At 68.3% G+C, this 19,384-nt stretch carries 18 protein-coding genes and 8 pseudogenes; 12 read left to right on the top strand and 14 right to left on the bottom strand.

Annotated features, from left to right (window positions below; translation table 11 throughout):
* Positions 1–3: 3 nt before the first annotated feature.
* The gene (gene rpmG, locus GT045_RS02185; RefSeq protein ID WP_161297569.1) at positions 4–168 is read right to left on the bottom strand and encodes a 50S ribosomal protein L33; all 165 of its coding nucleotides are present in this window, start codon (positions 166–168) and stop codon (positions 4–6) included.
* 81 nt (positions 169–249) lie between these two features.
* On the opposite strand from rpmG, the gene rpmB reads away from it, so the two are divergent.
* Positions 250–486 carry a 50S ribosomal protein L28 gene (gene rpmB / locus GT045_RS02180; RefSeq protein ID WP_161333110.1) on the top strand — a complete coding sequence of 79 codons (237 nt, stop codon included), beginning with the start codon at positions 250–252 and terminating at the stop codon, positions 484–486.
* A complete protein-coding gene (gene rpsN / locus GT045_RS02175) occupies positions 486–791 on the top strand; it encodes a 30S ribosomal protein S14 (protein ID WP_161333109.1) in 306 nt (101 codons plus the stop codon). The genes rpmB and rpsN overlap by 1 nt, the downstream gene beginning before the upstream one ends.
* Positions 792–989: 198 nt before the next feature.
* Here rpsN and GT045_RS02170 read toward each other — a convergent pair.
* Positions 990–1,764 (bottom strand): annotated as a pseudogene (locus GT045_RS02170) (putative Ig domain-containing protein); the annotation flags it as partial.
* Positions 1,765–1,872: 108 nt separating this feature from the next.
* Between GT045_RS02170 and GT045_RS02165 the strand changes: the two are divergent.
* A complete protein-coding gene (locus GT045_RS02165; RefSeq protein WP_161333108.1) occupies positions 1,873–2,811 on the top strand; it encodes a MerR family transcriptional regulator in 939 nt (312 codons plus the stop codon).
* A gap of 74 nt (positions 2,812–2,885) precedes the next feature.
* Complete coding sequence (locus GT045_RS02160; RefSeq protein WP_161333107.1) at positions 2,886–3,452, top strand: GNAT family N-acetyltransferase; 567 nt, start codon at positions 2,886–2,888, stop codon at positions 3,450–3,452.
* 38 nt (positions 3,453–3,490) lie between these two features.
* Here the strand turns inward: GT045_RS02160 and GT045_RS02155 are convergent.
* Positions 3,491–4,384 (bottom strand): annotated as a pseudogene (locus GT045_RS02155) (IS256 family transposase); the annotation flags it as partial.
* A 234-nt stretch (positions 4,385–4,618) separates the two neighbouring features.
* Between GT045_RS02155 and GT045_RS02150 the strand changes: the two are divergent.
* On the top strand, positions 4,619–5,158 hold the full coding sequence (locus tag GT045_RS02150; RefSeq protein WP_161333106.1) for a GNAT family N-acetyltransferase: 540 nt from the start codon (positions 4,619–4,621) through the stop codon (positions 5,156–5,158).
* 144 nt (positions 5,159–5,302) lie between these two features.
* Here GT045_RS02150 and GT045_RS02145 read toward each other — a convergent pair whose 3' ends face one another.
* Together GT045_RS02145 and GT045_RS02140 are read right to left on the bottom strand one after the other, a co-directional pair.
* A complete protein-coding gene (locus tag GT045_RS02145; RefSeq protein ID WP_161333105.1) occupies positions 5,303–5,629 on the bottom strand; it encodes a hypothetical protein in 327 nt (108 codons plus the stop codon).
* A gap of 13 nt (positions 5,630–5,642) precedes the next feature.
* Positions 5,643–6,895: pseudogene (locus tag GT045_RS02140) on the bottom strand (IS256 family transposase).
* Positions 6,896–6,976: 81 nt separating this feature from the next.
* On the opposite strand from GT045_RS02140, the gene GT045_RS02135 reads away from it, so the two are divergent.
* Entirely contained in the window at positions 6,977–7,324 is a 348-nt protein-coding gene (locus GT045_RS02135) for a hypothetical protein (RefSeq protein WP_161333104.1), read from the top strand.
* Positions 7,325–7,627: 303 nt separating this feature from the next.
* On the opposite strand, the gene GT045_RS39395 is transcribed toward GT045_RS02135, so the two are convergent.
* Positions 7,628–7,966, bottom strand: coding sequence for a YbhN family protein (locus GT045_RS39395; RefSeq protein ID WP_237538292.1), 339 nt, complete (start codon positions 7,964–7,966; stop codon positions 7,628–7,630).
* 3 nt (positions 7,967–7,969) lie between these two features.
* Positions 7,970–8,120: pseudogene (locus GT045_RS39390) on the bottom strand (GNAT family N-acetyltransferase); the annotation flags it as partial.
* Positions 8,121–8,231: 111 nt separating this feature from the next.
* Between GT045_RS39390 and GT045_RS02125 the strand changes: the two are divergent.
* From GT045_RS02125 to GT045_RS02100, 5 genes and pseudogenes are all read left to right on the top strand, one after another.
* A complete protein-coding gene (locus tag GT045_RS02125) occupies positions 8,232–9,917 on the top strand; it encodes a ribonuclease J (RefSeq protein WP_161333103.1) in 1,686 nt (561 codons plus the stop codon).
* 1,271 nt (positions 9,918–11,188) lie between these two features.
* Positions 11,189–11,758, top strand: a complete 570-nt coding sequence (locus tag GT045_RS02115) for a hypothetical protein (RefSeq protein WP_161333102.1) — start codon at positions 11,189–11,191, stop codon at positions 11,756–11,758.
* A 152-nt stretch (positions 11,759–11,910) separates the two neighbouring features.
* A pseudogene (locus GT045_RS02110) lies at positions 11,911–12,682 on the top strand (transposase).
* Positions 12,679–13,101 carry a hypothetical protein gene (locus GT045_RS02105; RefSeq protein ID WP_161333101.1) on the top strand — a complete coding sequence of 141 codons (423 nt, stop codon included), beginning with the start codon at positions 12,679–12,681 and terminating at the stop codon, positions 13,099–13,101. The pseudogene GT045_RS02110 and the gene GT045_RS02105 overlap by 4 nt, the downstream one beginning before the upstream one ends.
* Positions 13,102–13,247: 146 nt before the next feature.
* Positions 13,248–13,739, top strand: a complete 492-nt coding sequence (locus GT045_RS02100) for a hypothetical protein (protein WP_237538286.1) — start codon at positions 13,248–13,250, stop codon at positions 13,737–13,739.
* Between the two features lie 264 nt (positions 13,740–14,003).
* Here GT045_RS02100 and GT045_RS02095 read toward each other — a convergent pair whose 3' ends face one another.
* Both GT045_RS02095 and GT045_RS02090 read right to left on the bottom strand, forming a co-directional pair.
* Positions 14,004–14,207 carry a cold-shock protein gene (locus GT045_RS02095; RefSeq protein WP_030212004.1) on the bottom strand — a complete coding sequence of 68 codons (204 nt, stop codon included), beginning with the start codon at positions 14,205–14,207 and terminating at the stop codon, positions 14,004–14,006.
* Between the two features lie 242 nt (positions 14,208–14,449).
* Complete coding sequence (locus GT045_RS02090; RefSeq protein WP_161333100.1) at positions 14,450–14,788, bottom strand: MerR family transcriptional regulator; 339 nt, start codon at positions 14,786–14,788, stop codon at positions 14,450–14,452.
* Positions 14,789–15,741: 953 nt separating this feature from the next.
* Here GT045_RS02090 and GT045_RS39380 point away from each other — a divergent pair.
* Positions 15,742–15,942 (top strand): annotated as a pseudogene (locus GT045_RS39380) (hypothetical protein); the annotation flags it as partial.
* A 96-nt stretch (positions 15,943–16,038) separates the two neighbouring features.
* Here GT045_RS39380 and GT045_RS02080 read toward each other — a convergent pair.
* The 5 genes and pseudogenes from GT045_RS02080 to GT045_RS39375 form a co-directional block, all read right to left on the bottom strand.
* Positions 16,039–16,347, bottom strand: a complete 309-nt coding sequence (locus GT045_RS02080; protein ID WP_161287115.1) for an SCO5918 family protein — start codon at positions 16,345–16,347, stop codon at positions 16,039–16,041.
* A gap of 53 nt (positions 16,348–16,400) precedes the next feature.
* Positions 16,401–16,803: pseudogene (locus tag GT045_RS02075) on the bottom strand (hypothetical protein); the annotation flags it as partial.
* A gap of 46 nt (positions 16,804–16,849) precedes the next feature.
* On the bottom strand, positions 16,850–18,334 hold the full coding sequence (locus GT045_RS02070; RefSeq protein ID WP_161333099.1) for a DEAD/DEAH box helicase: 1,485 nt from the start codon (positions 18,332–18,334) through the stop codon (positions 16,850–16,852).
* A gap of 345 nt (positions 18,335–18,679) precedes the next feature.
* Positions 18,680–18,883, bottom strand: coding sequence for a cold-shock protein (locus GT045_RS02065; protein ID WP_004986771.1), 204 nt, complete (start codon positions 18,881–18,883; stop codon positions 18,680–18,682).
* A gap of 306 nt (positions 18,884–19,189) precedes the next feature.
* A pseudogene (locus GT045_RS39375) lies at positions 19,190–19,384 on the bottom strand (hypothetical protein); the annotation flags it as partial.

Raw genomic sequence — 19,384 nt, 5'->3', positions numbered from 1 at the left:
CGCTCAGCGCTCCTCACGGAAGTCGACGTGGCGGGCGACGACCGGGTCGTACTTGCGCAGCGTCAGCCGGTCGGGGTCGTTACGGCGGTTCTTGCGGGTCACGTAGGTGTAGCCGGTGCCGGCGGTGGACCTCAGCTTGATGATCGGGCGCAGTTCGTTACGGGCCATGGACAGCACCATACACGAGATTGGTTTTCATTTTCATTTGGCGTTAGTGTGCTGCTGCATCCACCCCAAGGAGGAACAGCCATGTCCGCCCACTGCCAACTGACCGGCCGACAGCCGGGCTTCGGCCATCACATCTCCCACTCCCACCGGCGCAGCAAGCGCCGCTTCGACCCCAACATCCAGAGCAAGCGCTACTGGCTGCCGAGCGAAGGCCGCCACATCCGGCTCACCCTCTCCGCCAAGGGCATCAAGACGGTCGACATGATCGGCATCGAGGCCGCGGTGGCCCGCATCCGCGCCCGGGGAGGGAAGGTCTGATGGCGAAGAAGAGCAAGATCGCGAAGAACGAGCGGCGGCGCCTCATCGTGGCCCGATACGCCGCGCGCCGCGCCGCGTTGAAGGCGATCATCGCGTTCCCCGGAAGTTCCGAGGAGGACCGTGCCGCCGCCCAGCGGGAACTACGCCGGCATCCCCGTGACGCGAGCGCCACCCGCTTGCGCAATCGCGACTGCGTGGACGGCCGCCCCCGCGGCTACCTGCGCGCCTTCGGCCTGTCCCGCATCCGCGTACGCGAGATGGCCCACGCGGGCGAGCTCCCAGGCGTGACCAGCAGCAGTTGGTGACCCGGCACGCCAGGGGCTCATAACGGGCGCGTCAGCGACACAGCCCGAATCCGTGCCCGGTTCCGAACGCGCCTTCCGCCACTCTCGACGGGCGGGCGGCGGCACCGGCTCGTGGCGCTCTGCGACGAGCGGGTGGGTATGGCCCACCCCGCACGTGGACGGCTTCCACGTGCGGGGCCTTTGTCCGCAGGATGCGGATCAGCCGGTCGTCAGGGCGGTGTCGTCGACGTCGAAGCTGGTCTGCGGCGAGGAGTCCTCCACGCCGTTGAACTTCAGGGCGACCGTCTGACCCGCGAACGAGGACAGGCCGAAGGAAGGTCTTCTGCGCGTACCCGGAGTTGTGGTTGAGGTTCGAGTACGTCGCCAGGGTGGTCGAACCGGCGGTCACCGTCAGCTTGTCGTACTGGGTGCTGGTGGTGGTCTCGGCGGTGTCGATGTACAGGTAGAAGGTGAGCGTGGCCTTGCAGCCGGCCGGGATCGTCACCGACTGGGGCAGCGTGTCGGTGTGGCTGGAGCCGTAGCCGTCGAACCAGGCGTAGGAGGAGCCGCCGTGGGCCGCCTCGCCGGTGTCGTTGGTGATGACGCCGCTGGTGGCGGTCCAGCCGGTGCTGCCCGACTCGAAGCCCGGGTCGGCCAGTACCTGGGAGCCGGAGCAGGTGCCGCCGGAGGAGCCGACGGTCCAGGTGAAGGAGATCGAGCCGGAGGCGCCGGTGGAGTCCTTCGCGGTGACCGTCACCTGGTAGGTGCCCGCGGTGGACGCCGTACCGGAGATCTGGCCGGTGGAGCTGTTGGTGGACAGCCCGGTCGGCAGGCCCGTGGCGCTGTAGGTGAGGAGTGAGGCGCCGCCGCTGTCGGTGGCCTTGATCTGCAGGTTGACCGAGCTACCGGTGGTGGTGGACTGGCTGCCCGGGTTGGTGACCGTCACCGTGTTGCCGCCACCGCCGCCACCGGAGGTGAAAGCGGCGGTGCCGTTCGATCTTCTGGCGAGAGGAATCGTCAAGACTTGTGGCTGAGGAGTGGTTGCCTGCTAGCAGGCGAAGGGACTTGAGTCTCCAGTAGGGGGAGACACAAAGGTGGGGGCATGGACGGCGACACGCTCTACTCGATCGGCGAACTCGCTCGACGGACCGGTCTCACGGTCAAGACCATTCGGTTCTACTCCGATCGCGGAATCGTGGCGCCGACGGACCGCAGCCCGGCCGGCTACCGCCTCTACGGCATCGACGCCGTCGCACGCCTGGACCTCGTGCGGACCCTGCGCGAGCTGGGACTGGATCTTCCCACGATCCGCAAGGTCGTGGACCGCGAGCTCTCGCTTCCCGAGGTCGCCGCGGCGCACGCCGAAGCACTGGCAGTGCAGATCCGCGTCCTGCGCCTGCGGCGCGCGGTGCTGATGACGGTGGCCGAGCGCGGGTCCACACCTGAGGAGACGGAACTCGTGCACCGGCTGGCCCAGCTCTCCGAGGACGAACGCCGACGTCTGATCGGCGATTTCCTCGACGCCGTCTTCGGCGGTTCTGACGCCGCCCCCGCATTCGCGGGGGTCATGCGCTCGATGACCCCCGAGTTGCCCGACAACCCGGAGTCAGAGCAGGTCCAGGCGTGGGTGGAGTTGGCCGAAATGTCCCTGGACCCGGGTTTCCGCGCCGTCATGCGGCGGATGGCCGAGGACCAGGCAGCCGAGCAGACTCGAAGCGACATGATGGGCCCGCGACGGGACATTGCCGCAGTCGTCCGTGACCAGGTCGGCCCGGCCCTGGCCGCCGGCATCGACCCGGCCTCGCCCCAGGCCGATCCGATCGTCGCGGCGTTCACGGCGCACTGCGCGCACATCCTGGGCCGCCCCGACGACGTTGAGCTTCGCCGCCGGCTGGCGACTCGGCTGGAGAGCGTGAGTGACCCCCGCAGGGAGCGGTACGTCCAGCTGCTCGCAGTGGTCAACGGCTGGCCGGCCCCGGAGAGTCTGGCTCCGGTGTTCGACTGGTCAGTCCGGGCTCTGCGCGTCCGGACACAGCAATGACGGGGCGGTCGCGAGGCGGCATGGGGCGGACGCGGCTGGCGTCGGGTGAAAACGCCACCGCATACGATCGGTTGATGAGTGCCCCGGTCGTACTTCAGGTGGCCGCGTCGCCGGTCTCTCCCGCTCTCGTTCTTCGCCCCTGGCGCATGGCGGACGTGGCCGCATTGGTCGAGGTGAGCCGGGATCCCGCACTGCGCCAGTGGACGAGCTCTGTCGTGGACAACGATGCCGACGGGGCACGCTGGGTGCAGGCTCAGCAGCAGGGCTGGGCAACGGGGGACCGGTTCGGCTTCGCTGTCCTTGAGACACAACCCGGTTCAGCTCGCGTGCAGTTGGTAGGCAACGTGGTCCTCAAGGAAGTCGCCTCCGGCAAACCGGCGGCCGAAGTGGGCTACTGGACCGCGGCGCAGGCTCGCGGGCGGGGAGTGGCCTCCCGTGCTCTGGAGGCCCTCACCAGCTGGGCCTTCGACACCTTCGAACCCGACGGGCTGGAGCGTCTCGAACTCCTGCACCAGGTGGACAACCTGGCATCGTGCCGGGTTGCACAGAAGAGCCGCTACGACTTCGACACCATTCTGCCCGCGGCACCGCCCTCCTTCCCCCGCGATGGCCACCTGCACATACGGCGCCCGAGTGCCTGAGATCCTCCCGGCTTCTGCGGATCGGCTGAGGCTGCTCACGCCGAGAGGGTCTCGGAGCGTTCGACGAGGTGGCTGGCGCGCTTGGCCGCGGGCTGGGCCGATTTCGGCAGGGAATCGAGAACATTTGCGGTTTTGTGAACCCAGCATCTTTGTTCGCGGGTGTCGGGGAACACCTCGGCCAGGGCCTTCCAGAAGCCGGGCGCGCCGTCCCCGACGGCCAGCACCGGGGCGCGCATGCCCCGGCGGGCGCAGTCGCGTAGCAGGCCCGCCCACGCCTCCGTCGACTCGCGATAACCGTCGGCCGGCGCGATCAGCTCCTTGGTGCCGTCCGCCCGCACGCCCATCACCACCAGCACGGCAGCCTTGGCCTCCTCCAGGCGTATGCGCAGGTGAATGCCGTCGGCCCACACGTACACGTAGTCCGTGGCCGACAGATCGCGCTCCATGAAGGCAGCGTGGTCGGCCTGCCACTGGGCCGTCAGCCGCCTGACCGTGGCCGGCGACAGTCCGGCCGAACTGCCGAGGAACTGCTCCAGCGCGGGCACGAAGTCCCCAGACGACACCCCATGCAGGTGGAGCAGCGGCAGCACCTCTCCGATCTTCGGGGACCTCCGGGCCCAAGGCGGCAGGATCGCCGAGGAGAACCGCCTGCGTTCGCCCGTATCGAGGTCGGTGCGCTTGTCGTTCACCCGCGGGGCCTTCACCTCCGCGGTCCCGGCCGAGGTGGTGACCTTCCTCGGCTGGTGATAGCCGCTGCGCACTACCAGCCGGCGCCCGTTCTCGTCCCGCTGGTCGGCCAACTCGGCGATGCATGTGTTGACCTCGGCTTCCAGCGCGGCGGCCAGCGTCCTGCGGGCGCCCTCCCGGACGATCTCGTCCAGCAGCGACGACCCATCTCGCGTGGCGCCGTCTTCGTTGACCACGGTGAGCATGAAGGTGCCTTCCCGACCGACGCCGCGAACGTCGGTCCTGCTCGGTGACCTATCGATCAATCGCCCGGGAAGGTACGTCCTACCGGGGCCGATCCACAGGATCTGAGCATTGCTCCTCGTCCCCGGCAGGCGTGGTTGTAGGGCGCTTCCCATCGGCGAGGAAGGGACCGGGCCGGTGGCTTGACCGGTCTGTGAGTGTTGATCGCTGCCGAGCGTGCTGATTGGCTGGCTGGCATGACTGAGCTCGGACAGGTCGCCTGGCCCCCTGCACCGATCAGGACCGAGAGGCTTGTACTCCGTGAGCCCGAGGCCCGGGACCGTGCGGCGTTCATCGAACTGCTCGCCTCGCCAGAGGTGCACACCTACCTCGGCGGCCCTCGCCCGCGTGACGAGCTTGAGCGCGAGATGCCCGAGGTGCCCGAGCGGTGGCCCGGGAGTTTTGTCGTTGATCTCGACGGGGCGATGATCGGCCAGATCCTGCTCAGGAGAGCACCGGAGCACAGTCGCCAGGCTGCCGCGGGGAAGGTCGATCTCGGCTACCTGTTCCTGCCGCGGGCGTGGGGCTTCGGATACGCGGCCGAGGCGTGCGCGGCGGCACTCGACTGGTTCGACGGTGGTCTTCCCGGCGAGCCGGTAGTGCTCCATACCCAGACTGCCAACGTCGGCTCGATGCGCCTCGCGGCGAAGCTGGGATTCATAGAGGTGGAGCGTTTCCATGCCTGGGACGCCGAACAATGGCTCGGCATGCGGTCCCCCGTCATGCCCTCTGATTGAGCTCGTGCTCGACAGGCCCTGTGGCCTCGTCCTGACCGCGCAGCGGTCAGGACGAGACGAGGCGGTGCAACTACGAGCCGGGCTCGGGGGCCGGGCGCAAGGGGGGCCACAAGCACTAGTCAAGACTTGTGGATCGGCAGTTGCTCAGCTTCGAGTTGATCGGAGCCTGGTGAGTCCTCCGACCGTCGAGAGCTCGTCATTGAGAGGCTCGGCGGCGGCCGGCGAGGTGATGAGCAGGAGTACCGACACGTCGGGGTGCTCGTCGTCGTAGAGATCGTCTTCCCCGTCGTCTCCGGGAATGGCGTTCGGCTGGATCTGGAGGCGGGTCGTGTCGGCGAGGGTGGCCAGGAAGTAGACGCCGAGGTAGTCGCTCTCGCGTTCGGTGAAGGTCAGGTCGAGTCGGTCGGCGAGCAGGCTGGCCAACTCGTTGGTCGTGTGAGAGTTCGTGCCGTAGGTGTCCGAGACGGTCATCTGGGCATTCTCCTCAGGCCGCGTGGCTTTCGGTGCGTTCGGCCAGCAGGCCGTTCTCGAACCGGGCCCCGGCCCGGACGAGTGGGACCAGGTGGGCTCCGGTGATCGCCCGCCAGCGGGCCTGGGCGGATTCGACGAGCTTGAACACCATGGCCAGGGCCGCGGCCGGGCTGCCGGCGCCTCGGGTGACCTTGTCCGGAGCTTGACGGTGGAGAAGGTCGACTCGATCGGATCCGTGGTCCGCAGGTGGACCCAGTGCTCGGCCCGGAAGTCGTAGAACGCGAGCAGCTCGCCCCGGTCGTCGGTGATCTTCGCGACGGCCTTGGGCCACTTCGTGCCGTAAGTGCGGGAGAACGCCTGGACCGCCTTCTCGGCGTGGGCCCTGTCCTCTGCGTTGTAGATCTCCTGCATTGCCTTCGTCGCACCCGGCTGTGCGGATTTCAGAAGACAGTTCATAACATTACGGGCTTTATGGACCCAGCAGCGCTGGTGCCGAGCGGTCGGGAACACCTCGATCAGGGCTTTCCACAGGCCCATCGCACCGTCGCCGATGACGAGTTCGGGATCGCGCATGCCGCGGCGACGGCAGTCGCGCAGCACGTCGGCCCACGACTCGGTGGACTCCCGCAGTCCCTCGGCCAGCGCGATCAGCTCCTCGGTGCCGTCCAGGCGGACACCGAGGAGGACCAGCACGCACGAGTGCGCCTGACCGAGCCGCACCTTCGGGTGGACCCCGTCGGCCCATACGTAGACGGAGTCGCGGTCGGACAGGTCCCGGTCCTGGAAGGCGGCGTGGTCGTCGCTCCACTGCTTCGTCAGCCGGGTCACCGTCGCGGCCGACAGTCCGGCCGTGCCGCCGAGGAACTGCTCCAGCGCAGGCACGAAGTCTCCGGACGACAGTCCGTGCAGGTAGAGCAGCGGCAGCACCTCCGAGATCTTCGGTGACTTGCGGCACCACGGCGCAAGGATCTCGGAGGAGAACCGCTTGCGCTCGCCGGTGGCCTCGTCGACGCGGCGGTCGTTGACGCGCGGCGCGGTGACCTCGACCGGCCCGGCCGCGGTGACGACTGTCCGGGGCCGGTGGTGGCCGTTGCGTACGACCAGGCGCCGCCCGCGTTCCTCGGTCTCGGCAGCCAACTCGGCTGCGTAATGGTCGACTTCCGTCTCCAGCACGGCGGCCAGCATCCAGCGGGCGCCCTCGCGGACGATCTCGTCGATCAGGGAGCCGGACGCGGTACTGCCGTCGGCGTTCACCACGCTCAGCACGGGCGTGCCTTCCCGACCCGCGCTGCGAACGCGGGCCTACTCACGGAGTCGCCGTAGACGACGGAGAACTGCGCACCGTTCGTGTTCGAGGTCGTGGTGCATTCGGCGAACCCCCAGGTCGTCGCCAGACTGGGCGACAGCACTTCTCCAACGTGCTCTTATCGCTGCCGGCCCGTCGCCGGTGCGTCTCAAGGCAGTAGTTTTCATCTGATCGACGAGACGACGGGGGCGGGAGAGCACGTCGTTCGATCAAGAGTGGGCGGAACTGAAGGCGAAGGCTCAGATGCGGCAAGTACCTCCCGTCGGGACGACGATTTCATTGCCGCGCAGGTCAGCGCCTTTAAGATCACCGAGTACCTGGACGTGCCACCCACCACCTCGGATGACGAGGTGCCCCGTGTACCGAAGGCGGAAGGCCCTGTCATGTGACGGCTGGCCGGTGTGTGCGGGACGGAGGGACTCCGAAGGGGACCGGGGAACCGTCCAGAGGACAACGGCGACGACGCCGTGACTGACAGGGGGGCCGCCTGCGGCACGGGAGCTCGGACAACCCGATGACGGAACTGTGAGCAACGGGCTGTCTCGACGCGCGAAGGTGCTCCGCCTGCCCGGCCGGTCACCTGTTGACAGGCCGGGTGAGTCCCCGGCGCGGACCCCGAGCGGCCGAAGAAGCTGTCGTTTTCCGCTGTGTCCGCCAGGTCCGAAAAAATGATCCCCGGCCCGGTGACGCTCTCATCCGGTACGCCGGTCGGATCCGGCGTGGTGGTCCGCGCGTCGTGAGCCGAAGGCCAGGCCGAGCCGGCACGCCCAGCCGATGGGTTGCAGCGCCCAGCAGATCGCGATCCGGTAGAGCAGCGTGAGCGCGATTGCCTGGTCGGTGCGCGGCCCGTCCAGCACGAGCAGCGCTGTCAGACTGGCCTCCACCACACCGAGACCGCCCGGCGTCACCCGCAGGCTGCCCGCCATCCGGGTGAGCGTGTATGCCACGAGGATCCCGCGCCAGGGAACGCCGATGCCCGGCCCCCACGCGCAGGCGAGGAGGCATGCCGCGTCGCAGCCCCAGCTGAGCAGCGCGACCCGGTAGCCCGCGACTGCGGCCGCGTCCTTACCCTCATGGGCACACGAGCCGCGTGAGCCGTTCGGCGTCCCGCGCGACGGCCCTCCGTACCGTGACCGGCCGGCTGATCGGGGAAGTGCGTGAACCCGTCGGGAAGGGATGTCGCACCGAGGTCCTCTCAGGACGCTCCTCAGCGGGACCTCACGTCTCACCCGTCGTCGCAGAGAGATCACACAGGTGACAGATCATCTCGTTCCGCTCTGCGGGTAACGTCGAGGTATGAGTCATCCACACCCCGACCTCAAAGCGGCCCCTACCCTGCCCGAAGGAGGGCTGAGGGTCATCGCCCTGGGCGGCCTGGGTGAGATCGGCCGCAACATGACCGTCTTCGAGCACGCCGGCAAACTGCTCATCGTCGACTGCGGCGTGCTGTTCCCCGAGGAGACCCAGCCCGGCGTGGACGTGATCCTGCCGGACTTCACCTCGATCCGGGACCGGCTGGGCGACATCGTGGCCGTCGTCCTCACCCACGGCCACGAGGACCACATCGGCGGCGTGCCGTACCTGCTGCGCGAGCGGTCCGACATTCCCGTCGTCGGCTCCAAGCTGACGCTGGCGTTCCTGGAGGCCAAGCTCAAGGAACACGGCATCCGGCCGCGCACGGTGCGGGTGCGGGAGGGCGACCGCCGTGGCTTCGGGCCCTTCGACTGCGAGTTCGTGGCGGTCAACCACTCCATCCCGGACAGCCTCGCGGTCGCGATCCGCACCCGGGCCGGGATGGTGCTGCACACCGGCGACTTCAAGATGGACCAGTTCCCTCTCGACGACCGCATCACCGATCTGCGCGCCTTCGCCCGCCTCGGCGAGGAGGGCGTGGACCTGTTCCTCACCGACTCCACCAACGCCGAAGTACCCGGCTTCACCACCTCCGAGCGGGAGCTGAACCCGGCGATCGAGCAGGTGATGCGCACCGCGCCGCGCCGGGTCATCGTCTCCAGCTTCGCCAGCCATGTGCACCGCATCCAGCAGGTCCTGGACGCCGCCCACCAGCACGGCCGCAAGGTCGCCTTCGTCGGCCGGTCGATGGTCCGCAACATGGGCATCGCCCGTGACCTGGGCTATCTGAAGGTCCCCTCCGGTCTGGTCGTGAGCACGAAGGAGCTGGAGAAGCTCCCGGACCACAAGATCACTCTGGTGTGCACGGGCTCCCAGGGCGAGCCGATGGCCGCGCTGTCGCGGATGGCCAACCGCGACCATATGATCCGCATCGGCAAGGGCGACACCGTCCTGCTCGCCAGCTCCCTCATCCCCGGCAACGAGAACGCCATCTACCGGGTGATCAACGGCCTGACCCGCTGGGGCGCCAACGTCGTCCACAAGGGCAACGCCAAGGTGCACGTCTCCGGGCACGCCAGCGCCGGCGAACTCGTCTACTGCTACAACATCGTCAAGCCCCGCAACGTCATGCCCGTGCACGGCGAATGGCGCCACCTGCGGGCCAACGGCGACCTCGCCATCCGCACCGGTGTCGACCCCGAACGGGTCGTCATCGCCGAGGACGGCGTCGTCGTCGACCTGGTCGACGGGCGCGCGTCCATCACCGGCAAGGTCCCCGCCGGCAATGTCTACGTGGACGGCATGGAAGTCGGCGGCGCCACCGAAGCGTCCCTCAAGGACCGCCTCACCCTCGCGGAGGAGGGCGTCGTCACGGTGGTGGCGATCGTCGACGCCGACACCGGCGCCCTCGCCGAGGCCCCGGACTTCCTGGCCCGCGGCTTCGTCCACGACGACACCACCTTCGAGCCCGTCATCCCCGTCATCGAGAAGACCCTGGCCACCGCGGCCGAGGAAGGCGTCGGGGACGCCCGCCAGCTCGAACAGCTCGTCGCCCGCGCCGTGGCGAACTGGGCCTTCCGCACCTACCGCCGCAAGCCCCTCATCATCCCCGTCATCATCGACGCCTGAGCCCCGGCGGCGTGGTTTCCGGTTCCGTGCCCGGTCTCGCCGGCGGCGAGGCCGGGCACGGGAGTCAGCAGCCACCCACCTGTACGCCGACACCAGCGACAAGACCACCGGGCACGACCACCGGGCACGACCGAGGCGACCACGTTCGCCGACGCCGCAAGGCACCACCTCCTCGACCAGAACAAGCAAGCAGCCAGCGAGAAGGAACGGGCGCTTGGCCGAGTGGAGCGCCCGAGCGTGGAGGACAAGGGTCAGGGCGCGCCGGTGCGGGTCGTCGGCCCCGTGACCAACCGCGGGGACGCCATCGGCTCCTCGAACTGTTCCTACGCGGGACGCGGAGGTGATGCGGGAGATCGGCGAGACCTCGCACGTCCGGGCGTACATCGTCGTCGCGAACCGGTCCTGCACCGACGTGTAGGGCCGCCGTACCGTCCCGCTGAGCCTGGCCGCGGAGATCCAGCACCGGCTGCTGCCGTCGTCGCCGGCGTGTGGGGCTGCGCAGTGCGCGGTGGGATCGAGGGCGCCATCTCGACCTGCTTCTTGTTCGTAGCGACTTTCGGATGCCCCGGATCGACAGCCGTGTCGCCCGGAGGGCGAACACCAGCCGGTGCCGGATCGGCAGGCCGAGCGCGACCGTCGCCAAGCCGGGCTGGTCCGTGGTCGTGTCGACGTGGACCGCTCTCAGAGCGCGGTAAGTGACGTGATGTCTGTTTCGAGCTCTCGAGTGGGACTGTCGGGCCGGTCCCGACCTGGTCATGCGGCTGCGACTGCGGCCTGGTGAACAAGCCTGCTCGGGCTCGGTGAGGATTCCGCGTTCAGGCCCCGCCCACGCCGCCGCCCGCTGACCGACGGGTGCTGGACCTTCCAGGAGGCGATGACCGGCTCGATCAGGGCCCACCGCTCATCGGACACGTCGCTCTGGTAAGGCTGGCGGTCACTTACGAAGAACACTCCAGCACGACAGAACACTCTGATCAGCCCCGATACGCCTGCGCCACACGTTCCAGCGATGACGAACGCAGCATCATGTCACATACCGCCCTCTCAGTTGTTCGAGCGGTCCTCGGGAGACACTCAGGTCCACGGCCGAAAAGTGCCTGTGAGCCATTGGTAGCCCGGGCGCACTTGCTAAGGACGCGCCAGAATACTTCTGGTGGGGCGCCCCGGCAGTCGTACACATGGGGGGAGGTTGCTTTGACATTGGGAACCGGGGCATCTTGTCTGGCATGCACCTTACAAGTGACTTTGCTCGGCATATTGGGGGATGAATAATGGACATGATGTCTCGTATTCGCCAGGCGCGGGCCGTGACGCAGGTGGTGGGCCGACGCACCACCTTGCGGTACTTAGCCGTCGGCCTAGGCGCCTCGATTCTTGCCGCGTGCAGCAAGAATTCGGGTGACAGCCGGGACGGGGACCAGGGCCCTGTTGGGCAGGCAGTCAGCGCCTTCGTCAGGGGCGTGTGGCACGTCGAGCTTTCTTCACAGGGCAACGAGCCTGTCCCCCTTCGCGTCGGGGTCACGGCGAGCAGCTACACCATCGAGCCGGACGAGGAGGGCGCCCCGAGCGATGACCGCTCATGGGAGGGTAAGTGGGCCATCCGGGGCAGCAAGCTGTATCTCGACAGCCCCACGTCACCCGATGAAGCCGAGATCGTGCACCAGGTCACTGCATCCGATATTCCTGCCACGATCGGCGAAACGTTGTCATTGCGGCTTGTCTGGCACATCCCTGGTAGCACTGACGATGATGTGCGAATCGAGTACGCCAAGGGCACGTTGCACATTGTCCATATCGACGGTGACGGCATCCGCACAGAATGCACCTGTACGCGGATTTAGAGGGCGGTATGTGACGTGATGCTGCGTTCGTCATCGCTGGAACGTGTGGCGCAGGCGCATCGGGGCTGATCAGAGTGTTCTGTCGTGCTGGAGTGTTTTTCGTAAGTGACCGCCAGCCTTACAAGAGCGACGTGTCCGATGAGCGGTAGGCCCTGATCGAGCCGGTCATCGCCTCCTGGAAGGCCCAGCACCCGTCGGTCAGCGGCCCTCAGGGCGCCTACGAGATGCGGGAGATCGTCAACGCGATCCTTTACCAGTCCCGTACGGGCTGCCAGTGGGACTACCTCTCGCACGACCTGCCCCCCGGCCGGCGCGGTGAAGTACTACTTCTACAAGTGGCGCGACGACGGCACCGACCAGACCATCCATGACCTGCTGCGCCGGCAGGTCCGCGAGAGCCGGGGCCGCAAGGCGGACCCGAGCCTGGTGGTCTCGACACCCAGAGCGTGCACGCGGCCGCCGGGGTGCCGGCCGTCACCACCGGAAGGGGCGCGGCAAAAAAAGTCCCGGGCCGGCCTGGAGGTTGACGTACTCGGCCTGGTGATCGCGGTGGTGGTGCTGGCCGCCTCGGCGCACGACAACGCCGCCGACATCGCCTTGGTGGACAAGGTCGCCGCGGATACCGACACGGTTGAGAAGGCCCTGGTCGACCAGGGGCTCAAGACCGCCGTCGTGGGCCACGGCAGGAAGGTCGGCATTGACGTCGAAGTCGTCGAGCGCAACCCTGCGACGAGCGGGTTCGTGCCGCAGCCGATCCGGTGGCGGGTGGAGCAGGTAAACGGGATCTTGATACTGCACCGCAGACTGGTCCGCGACTACGAACACCGGCCCGCCTCCGCGGAGTCGAGGGTGTACTGGGCCGTAAGCGATCGGCTGTCCAGGATGCTCACGGCGACCTCCACCCCCACCTGGCGCGGCGCGTGAACAACGACGACCTCACTCTGGGAGCGGTCCTCGTCCGCCTGGAGGAGCAGGAGCGTGACCTCGCCGCGCAGGCCGATGCCGTGCGCACACGCTTCACGGAACTCACCGTGCAACTGGAGGAGTTCGCCCGAGCCGCCGAAGAGGTGCGCATCACCCGCAAGACGCTGCTGGCACTGCCCGAGCAGGCCCCGCCCACGCCGCCGCCCGCGAAGCTGCCGGGCCATCCGGCCTACCAGCAGATCATGGCGGTGTTCGCCGCAGCCGACGCTCCACTGCGGGCCCGGGCGGTCTGCGAGGCGATAGACCTCGAAATCGCACCCAACAACGTCAACAACGTCCGGCTGAAGCTCAAGCGGCTGGTCGAACGCGGAATCCTCACCGAGCCCGAGCAGGGCTTGTTCACCAGGCCGCAGTCGTAGCCGCAAGATCAGGTCGGGACCGGCCCGACAGTCCCACTCGAGAGCTCGAAACGGACATCACGTCACTTACCGCCCTCTCAGGACACCGACCCTGTGGCGCGGAAGGCAGGTGTCCCCGCGATCAGTGCGGCGGGGACCATTCCGGCATGGAGCCAGCCACACAACTCAGGCTTGACCGGTTCGGCGAGTCCGGCTCGCCACCGCGTGAACTCCAGCCCCGTCGATGCCATGCGGCCACCGGTCATCTCCTCGGGCTGCTGGCCGCGCTGCCCGCCCCCACCGAGGCAGGCGAACGCTTCTGGTCGAGCCTGTGGAGGGCGTCGGGCACCGCGTACCTGCTACTGGTCGACATGAAGGCCCAGGTGCTGCGTTCTCCGGAAGGAGAGGGAGCCGCCCTGGCCAGGCACATCCTCTCGGCCGTCGATGAGATGACTCCGTCCCGGCGCGTGGCGGCCGGGGAGGTGATCGGTCAAGCCCTCGCCGGGTCCGACCATGTGCCCGACCTCAAGACACAGGTCGTCGGCGAGCTGTGGCTCCGAGATCTCGAGCTCACCGCCTGGCGTGTTCTGCATGCGGACCGCAGATGGGACGATCCGGATGGACGGCAAGCCTTCCTCGCCGCCTGGACGAGCACCTGACCGTCTACTGCTCCGAACTGCGCGCACGGAGGCGCAGGGCATGCGGCGCCCGAACCGGACGACGCTCGAAGCAACCGAGGTCAGGAAGTTCGGCCGAGGTCACACCCGTCTCAACAGATCAGGGGCCGCGCAGCAATGGCTGCGCGGCCCCTGATCGTGCACGCCCTGCACGAGAGCAGGCGCTTCGCCCGGTGGGCGGTGAAGCCCACACAGGCGGCGCTCACCGGACGCGGTGTGCGCGATCCCTCGGGCGGGTCTGTGAGGTCAGGCCGGGGTGATGTTCTCGGCCTGCGGACCCTTCTGGCCCTGGGTGACGTCGAACGTCACGGCCTGGCCCTCCTGGAGCTCACGAAATCCCGTGGAGTTGATCGCGGAGTAGTGCGCGAAGACATCCGGGCCGCCGCCGTCCTGGGCGATGAAACCGAAACCCTTCTCCGCGTTGAACCACTTCACAGTTCCCGTCGCCATGTCTGACGCCTTCCAGTCGATGAACGCCTACCACTTCCTGTGGAAGGCAGAGGTGATCGCCCTGGTCCCTGCGGCACAGCACAGCAAAACGCCCACACCCAAGGCGTGGGCAAGGGGGGTTCCGAACCACGACAGCTGACGCAGACGCTACACGCCCACACGCCGCGTCACCACAGGAAACGATCACATCGCACGGCAGACCATGCGTGCGGTGCCCGCCGACGCGGACGGGCACGCTCGTCTCACGCTGCTGCGGTCGGGTCCGCCGATTCGGTGGCGCGGCGGTATTCGGCGTTGAGGCGCTGGGATTCCTCGAGCTGGTCTTCGAGAATGATGATGCGGCAGGCGGCCTCGATGGGGGTGCCGTGGTCGACGAGTTCCCGGGCGCGGGCGGCGATGCGCAGCTGGTAGCGGGAGTAGCGGCGGTGTCCGCCCGCGGAGCGCAGCGGGGTGATGAGGCGGGCTTCGCCGATGGCGCGCAGGAAGCCCTGTGTGGTGCCGAGCATCTCGGCGGCCCGGCCCATGGTGTAGGCGGGGTAGTCGTCGTCATCGAGACGGCCGAACGTGTCGTCTGCTGTCATCGCACCTCTCTGGAACGCGTGGAGGGGCCCTGGCGCCGTACCGGCACCAGGGCCCCGAAGGAACTACTACACCATCTGCCGGCCCTGATACTGCACCGGCCCTGTGTTTCCGCGGACCCGACGGAGACGCTGTCGGGGGCGCGGGGATCGCGGTTGCTCGACCGGAGACCACCTCACTATCGATGTCCTGCGGTACCCGGGTCCAAGGCTTCCACCCGGGCGATCCTGATGGCGCTCGGCTCCTCCGTTCTTCCCTCTTGATCGGCTACTCACCGACGGAAACTGCAACTGCTGACACCGCGAACCACTCGTGGCCTCGAACAGCTGCCACGCTTCGACAGCCGGCCCCGTCGCCCGTCCTGCGTCTGCTCTGGCTGGGAACCCCACTGCCGAACTTCCCGGTGCGCGCGCCCGCAGCCGACGCCTTCACCGAGGTACTGCTCACTGACTTCACTGCTGGGTACTGCGAACCTTCACTTACCGGTACCGCCACTGCGGTACTGCTCGTGGCGGCCCCTGATCACTGCGGGCCACCCGGTCCGGTTGTCAGTCCCGTCGCCGTCCTGCGACCACTCTGGCTTCGGAACTCCACCACCGCACCGTCATGCCAACTGCAACTGCTTACTGCTGCTCGGCAGTTCATCTCTGCCGGGCCTCTCCTGATCTCGGCTACGACAGAAACCTTAACCACAGCGTCGGCCAATGTCTACTCCAGCGAGTACAGATTTCCGCGCGCTGGAGGATGAGGTACTCCGCCTCGACCGGTCCGCCTCGACCAGTCCGCCTCGACCGGTCCCCATGGTTCAAGGAGCTGCGAGGTTCTGGCCGGCTCTCACAGTGACCCACCACCGCGTGGCATGTCGGGTCGGGCGCGACGTCGCCGCCTGCGCCGCGGCTGCCGTCGGCGGCACCGGCCGACACTGCGTCTCGTGGAGTCCGGCCAGAACAACCAGATGTCCCTGGCCGCGGTCACCGGTGGCGCTGTCATCACCGGTGGCCGGCTGCCGAAGCGGTGTGGCGGCAGAGGGTGTCGGCTGTGCTGGGGGATTCCGCTCACTTGGGCGAGTTCGCCCGCCGTCTTCGACGCCCCCGTGAAGGAGGACGGGCCGCCCACGCGTCTGCACTTCGATGTCACCCGGATCCTGCGGGGCAGCGGTGACGGGAACCCGCTGCACACGGTGCGGGCCCGACCGGCGTACCGGTCGGGCCCGCACTGCTGCTCAGGTGTCGGCTCGTGTCTGTTTACCCGATCAGGTCGTGACGGGGGTGCCGGGCATCGCGGAGGCGTGCCGCACCGGGCCGGGAATGCCCAGGGGTGCTGCCTCGGGAACGGCGCGGCAGGTGAAGCCGAGCGCAGCCATGGCCCGCAGGACTTCGGTGGCGCTGAAGTCACGGCGGTCCTGGCGTGTGAGGACCTGGCCGACCTGCTTGACGGGGTAGTGGCGGCGGCCGATGATCACCGATTCGCCGGTGACCGGTTCGGGCTTGATGCCCTTCATCGATTCCAGCACGCCGCCCTTGGTGAGCTCGAAGGGGAAGCGGGCGATGACGCAGCGCATGTGGCCTCACAGGGAGAAGGAGAGAACGGTCCGCCCAGGGGCGAGGTGTTTCGGCGGGAGAGGGCGGGGATACCCAGGGCGCTGCCTTGCTCGTCGACCACCGGCAGGACACCGAGCCGACGGGTGCGCATCGCGTGCTCGGCTTCGGCCATCGTGATCACGGGTGAGGCGAACGAACCGTGTTCGCCGAGGATGTCGCGCAGGCGGACCCGGTCCGTGTGGTCGGAGCGGTCACGGACGGCGGCGAGTTCGGCATGGGTGACCAGTCCGGTGCACCGGCCGTCCTGGTCGCAGACGACCAGTCGGACCGTGCGGGCGGCGGCCATGACGGCCGGCGTCACCTCGACGCTCATGTCGTCACAGACCTGCGGTCCGGCCGCGTCCATGACCCCCACCGCTGTCCTGTGCGCGGGGTCGGCGTCCGCCGGGCAAGGACTGTGTCTGGATCAGCGTCAAAAGGTGCCTCCTGCAGAGGTGGGCCGGCTCCCTGATCACGAAAGTTCTAGGCCACCGCGCCGAAGCCGGACTGGCGCCCGGGATTGCGCCTGTTCGCCGAGGCGGGGCGACGGCGGCCCCGGGAGGTGGCGCTGCGCTTGGGGCGTTCGACCACCGGTGCGGTGATGACGACCGGGATGCCGGACGGAGCCTGGGCGCCGGTGATCCGGCTCAGGGCCTCGTCGCCCGAGCGGATCTGGGTGGTCTGCGGCCGGATTCCGGCGTCCGCCATCAGGCGGACCATGCCTCGGCGCTGGTTCGGCGTGACCAGGGTGACGACGCTGCCGGACTCGCCGGCGCGGGCGGTACGGCCGCCGCGGTGGAGGTAGTCCTTGTGGTCGGTCGGCGGATCGACGTTGACGACCAGGTCGAGGTTGTCGACGTGGATGCCGCGCGCCGCGACGTTGGTCGCCACCAGCACGGTGACGTGCCCCGTCTTGAACTGCGCCAGCGTGCGGGTGCGCTGGGGCTGCGACTTGCCGCCGTGCAGCGCGGCGGCCCGCACCCCGCTGTTGAGCAGGTCCTGAGTCAGCCGGTCGACGGCGTGCTTGGTGTCCAGGAACATGATCACGCGGCCGTCGCGGGCGGCGATCTCGGTCGTGGCGGCGTGCTTGTCGGCGCCGTGGACGTGCAGGACGTGGTGCTCCATCGTCGTGACCGCACCGGCCGACGGGTCGACCGAATGCACGACGGGGTCGGTCAGGTAGCGGCGTACCAGCAGGTCGACGTTGCGGTCCAGGGTGGCGGAGAACAGCATCCGCTGCCCCTCCGGGCGCACCTGGTCGAGCAGCGTGGTGACCTGGGGCATGAAGCCCATGTCAGCCATCTGGTCGGCCTCGTCCAGCACGGTGATGCCCACGTGGTGCAGCCGGCAGTCGCCACGGTCGATGAGATCCTTGAGCCGGCCCGGGGTCGCGACCACGACCTCGGCTCCGCCGCGCAGCGCGCCGGCCTGCCTGCCGATCGACATGCCGCCCACCACCGTGGCCAGCCGCAGTCGCACGGAGCGGGCGTACGGGGTCAGCGCGTCGGTCACCTGCTGTGCCAGCTCACGCGTGGGTACGAGGATCAGCCCCAGCGGCTGACGGGGCTCAGCACGCTGCCCAGCGGTACGCGCGAGCAGGGCGAGGCCGAAGGCCAGGGTCTTGCCGGAACCGGTGCGGCCGCGGCCGAGGACGTCACGGCCCGCCAGGGAGTTCGGCAGCGTCGCTCCCTGGATGGGGAACGGTGCGGTCACACCCTGCCTGCCGAGTTCGGCCAGCAGCTGCTCGGGCATGTCGAGATCGGCGAAGCCCTCGACGGCGGGCAGCGCGGGGGTGATCGTCCTGGGCAGCGCGAACTCACCTTGCACTGCGGCGGGCCTACGGCCGTGACCGCCGGAGCGGACGGGCCCGCCGGTACGACGCGGTGCCCGCGAGCCATGGCCGCCGGCGCCACTTCCGGCGGCGGCACGGGCGCGGGCGGAGCGGTCGTTCGTGTACGTGCGGTTCATGCGGAACCTTCCTCGATGTGGCACATATCAAGGAATTCCCGCCGCGGCGAATGGCATGGAGAATTACAAGTATGGACCGGTGACAAAAGAAAGCAGAGCCGGCCGGCGGAAACATCCGTGGGCACAGGTGCTGAAATGGGTGACGCGATGGGGACCTTGAGATCCGGGCGCCCGCTGCGATGCAGCGCTTCAGGATGCGCCTGCACCCTGGGGGAGGAACCGCTTGTGGTGGTACTGCGGATTCCGCCGGGCCGTCCCGCGGGTGAAAGCCGCTGCGGGATACGCGTGCAGCTGGGGCCCGCACCCCGAGGGATGCGGGCCCCAGCTACGGATTGCGCGTGAGCGTCAGGCGGGAACGATGTTCTCGGCCGTCGGGCCCTTCTGGCCCTGCGCGATGTCGAAGCTCACCTTCTGGCCCTCGAGCAGCTCACGGAAGCCCTGCGCGGCGATGTTCGAGTAGTGGGCGAACACGTCGGCGCCGCCACCGTCCTGCTCGATGAAGCCGAAGCCCTTTTCTGCGTTGAACCACTTCACGGTACCAGTAGCCATGTCATATCTCCTTCGGGGCAGTGCATCGGCGTCCGCGCTGCGCGGACGCCGTGTCGCCGCGATGATTACCCCGCCCGGAAATGACCGGAAATACAGAAGTACTCCCGCCCGGCAGAAGCCCGGCGAGGGCACTTGAAGTTTTGGGAACCACAACTGCAACTGAGATAGACAGTAGCACGCCGAAGCCGCCCGTGTGCGCTGGATAATTCCACTCTGCTCTTCGCGGCAAAAACTCCGATTGCGCGGCCCTCCAAAAACTGGTCCCTCGGGAACAGATATTGATTCACTCGGCGTTCAACGCCGCAGATCGGAGACCTCGCGGATCGGACGTTGATCCCGAATCAGCCGCAGCCCCACCGGGGCGCCGCCGTAGCGGACGGCGGTGGTGACCAGCTCGCCGACGACCAGCTCTGTGGGGAACACCCGATGTTCCAGCCCCCAAGGGCTCCTGCGGAAGTCAAGGAGTGGACACCGCGGATCACCTTGCCGAGTCAAGTCCAT

It is taken from the genome of Streptomyces sp. SID486 (genome assembly GCF_009865385.1).
Lineage (GTDB): Bacteria > Actinomycetota > Actinomycetes > Streptomycetales > Streptomycetaceae > Streptomyces.
This window is presented reverse-complemented; position numbering and strand designations above follow the sequence as displayed.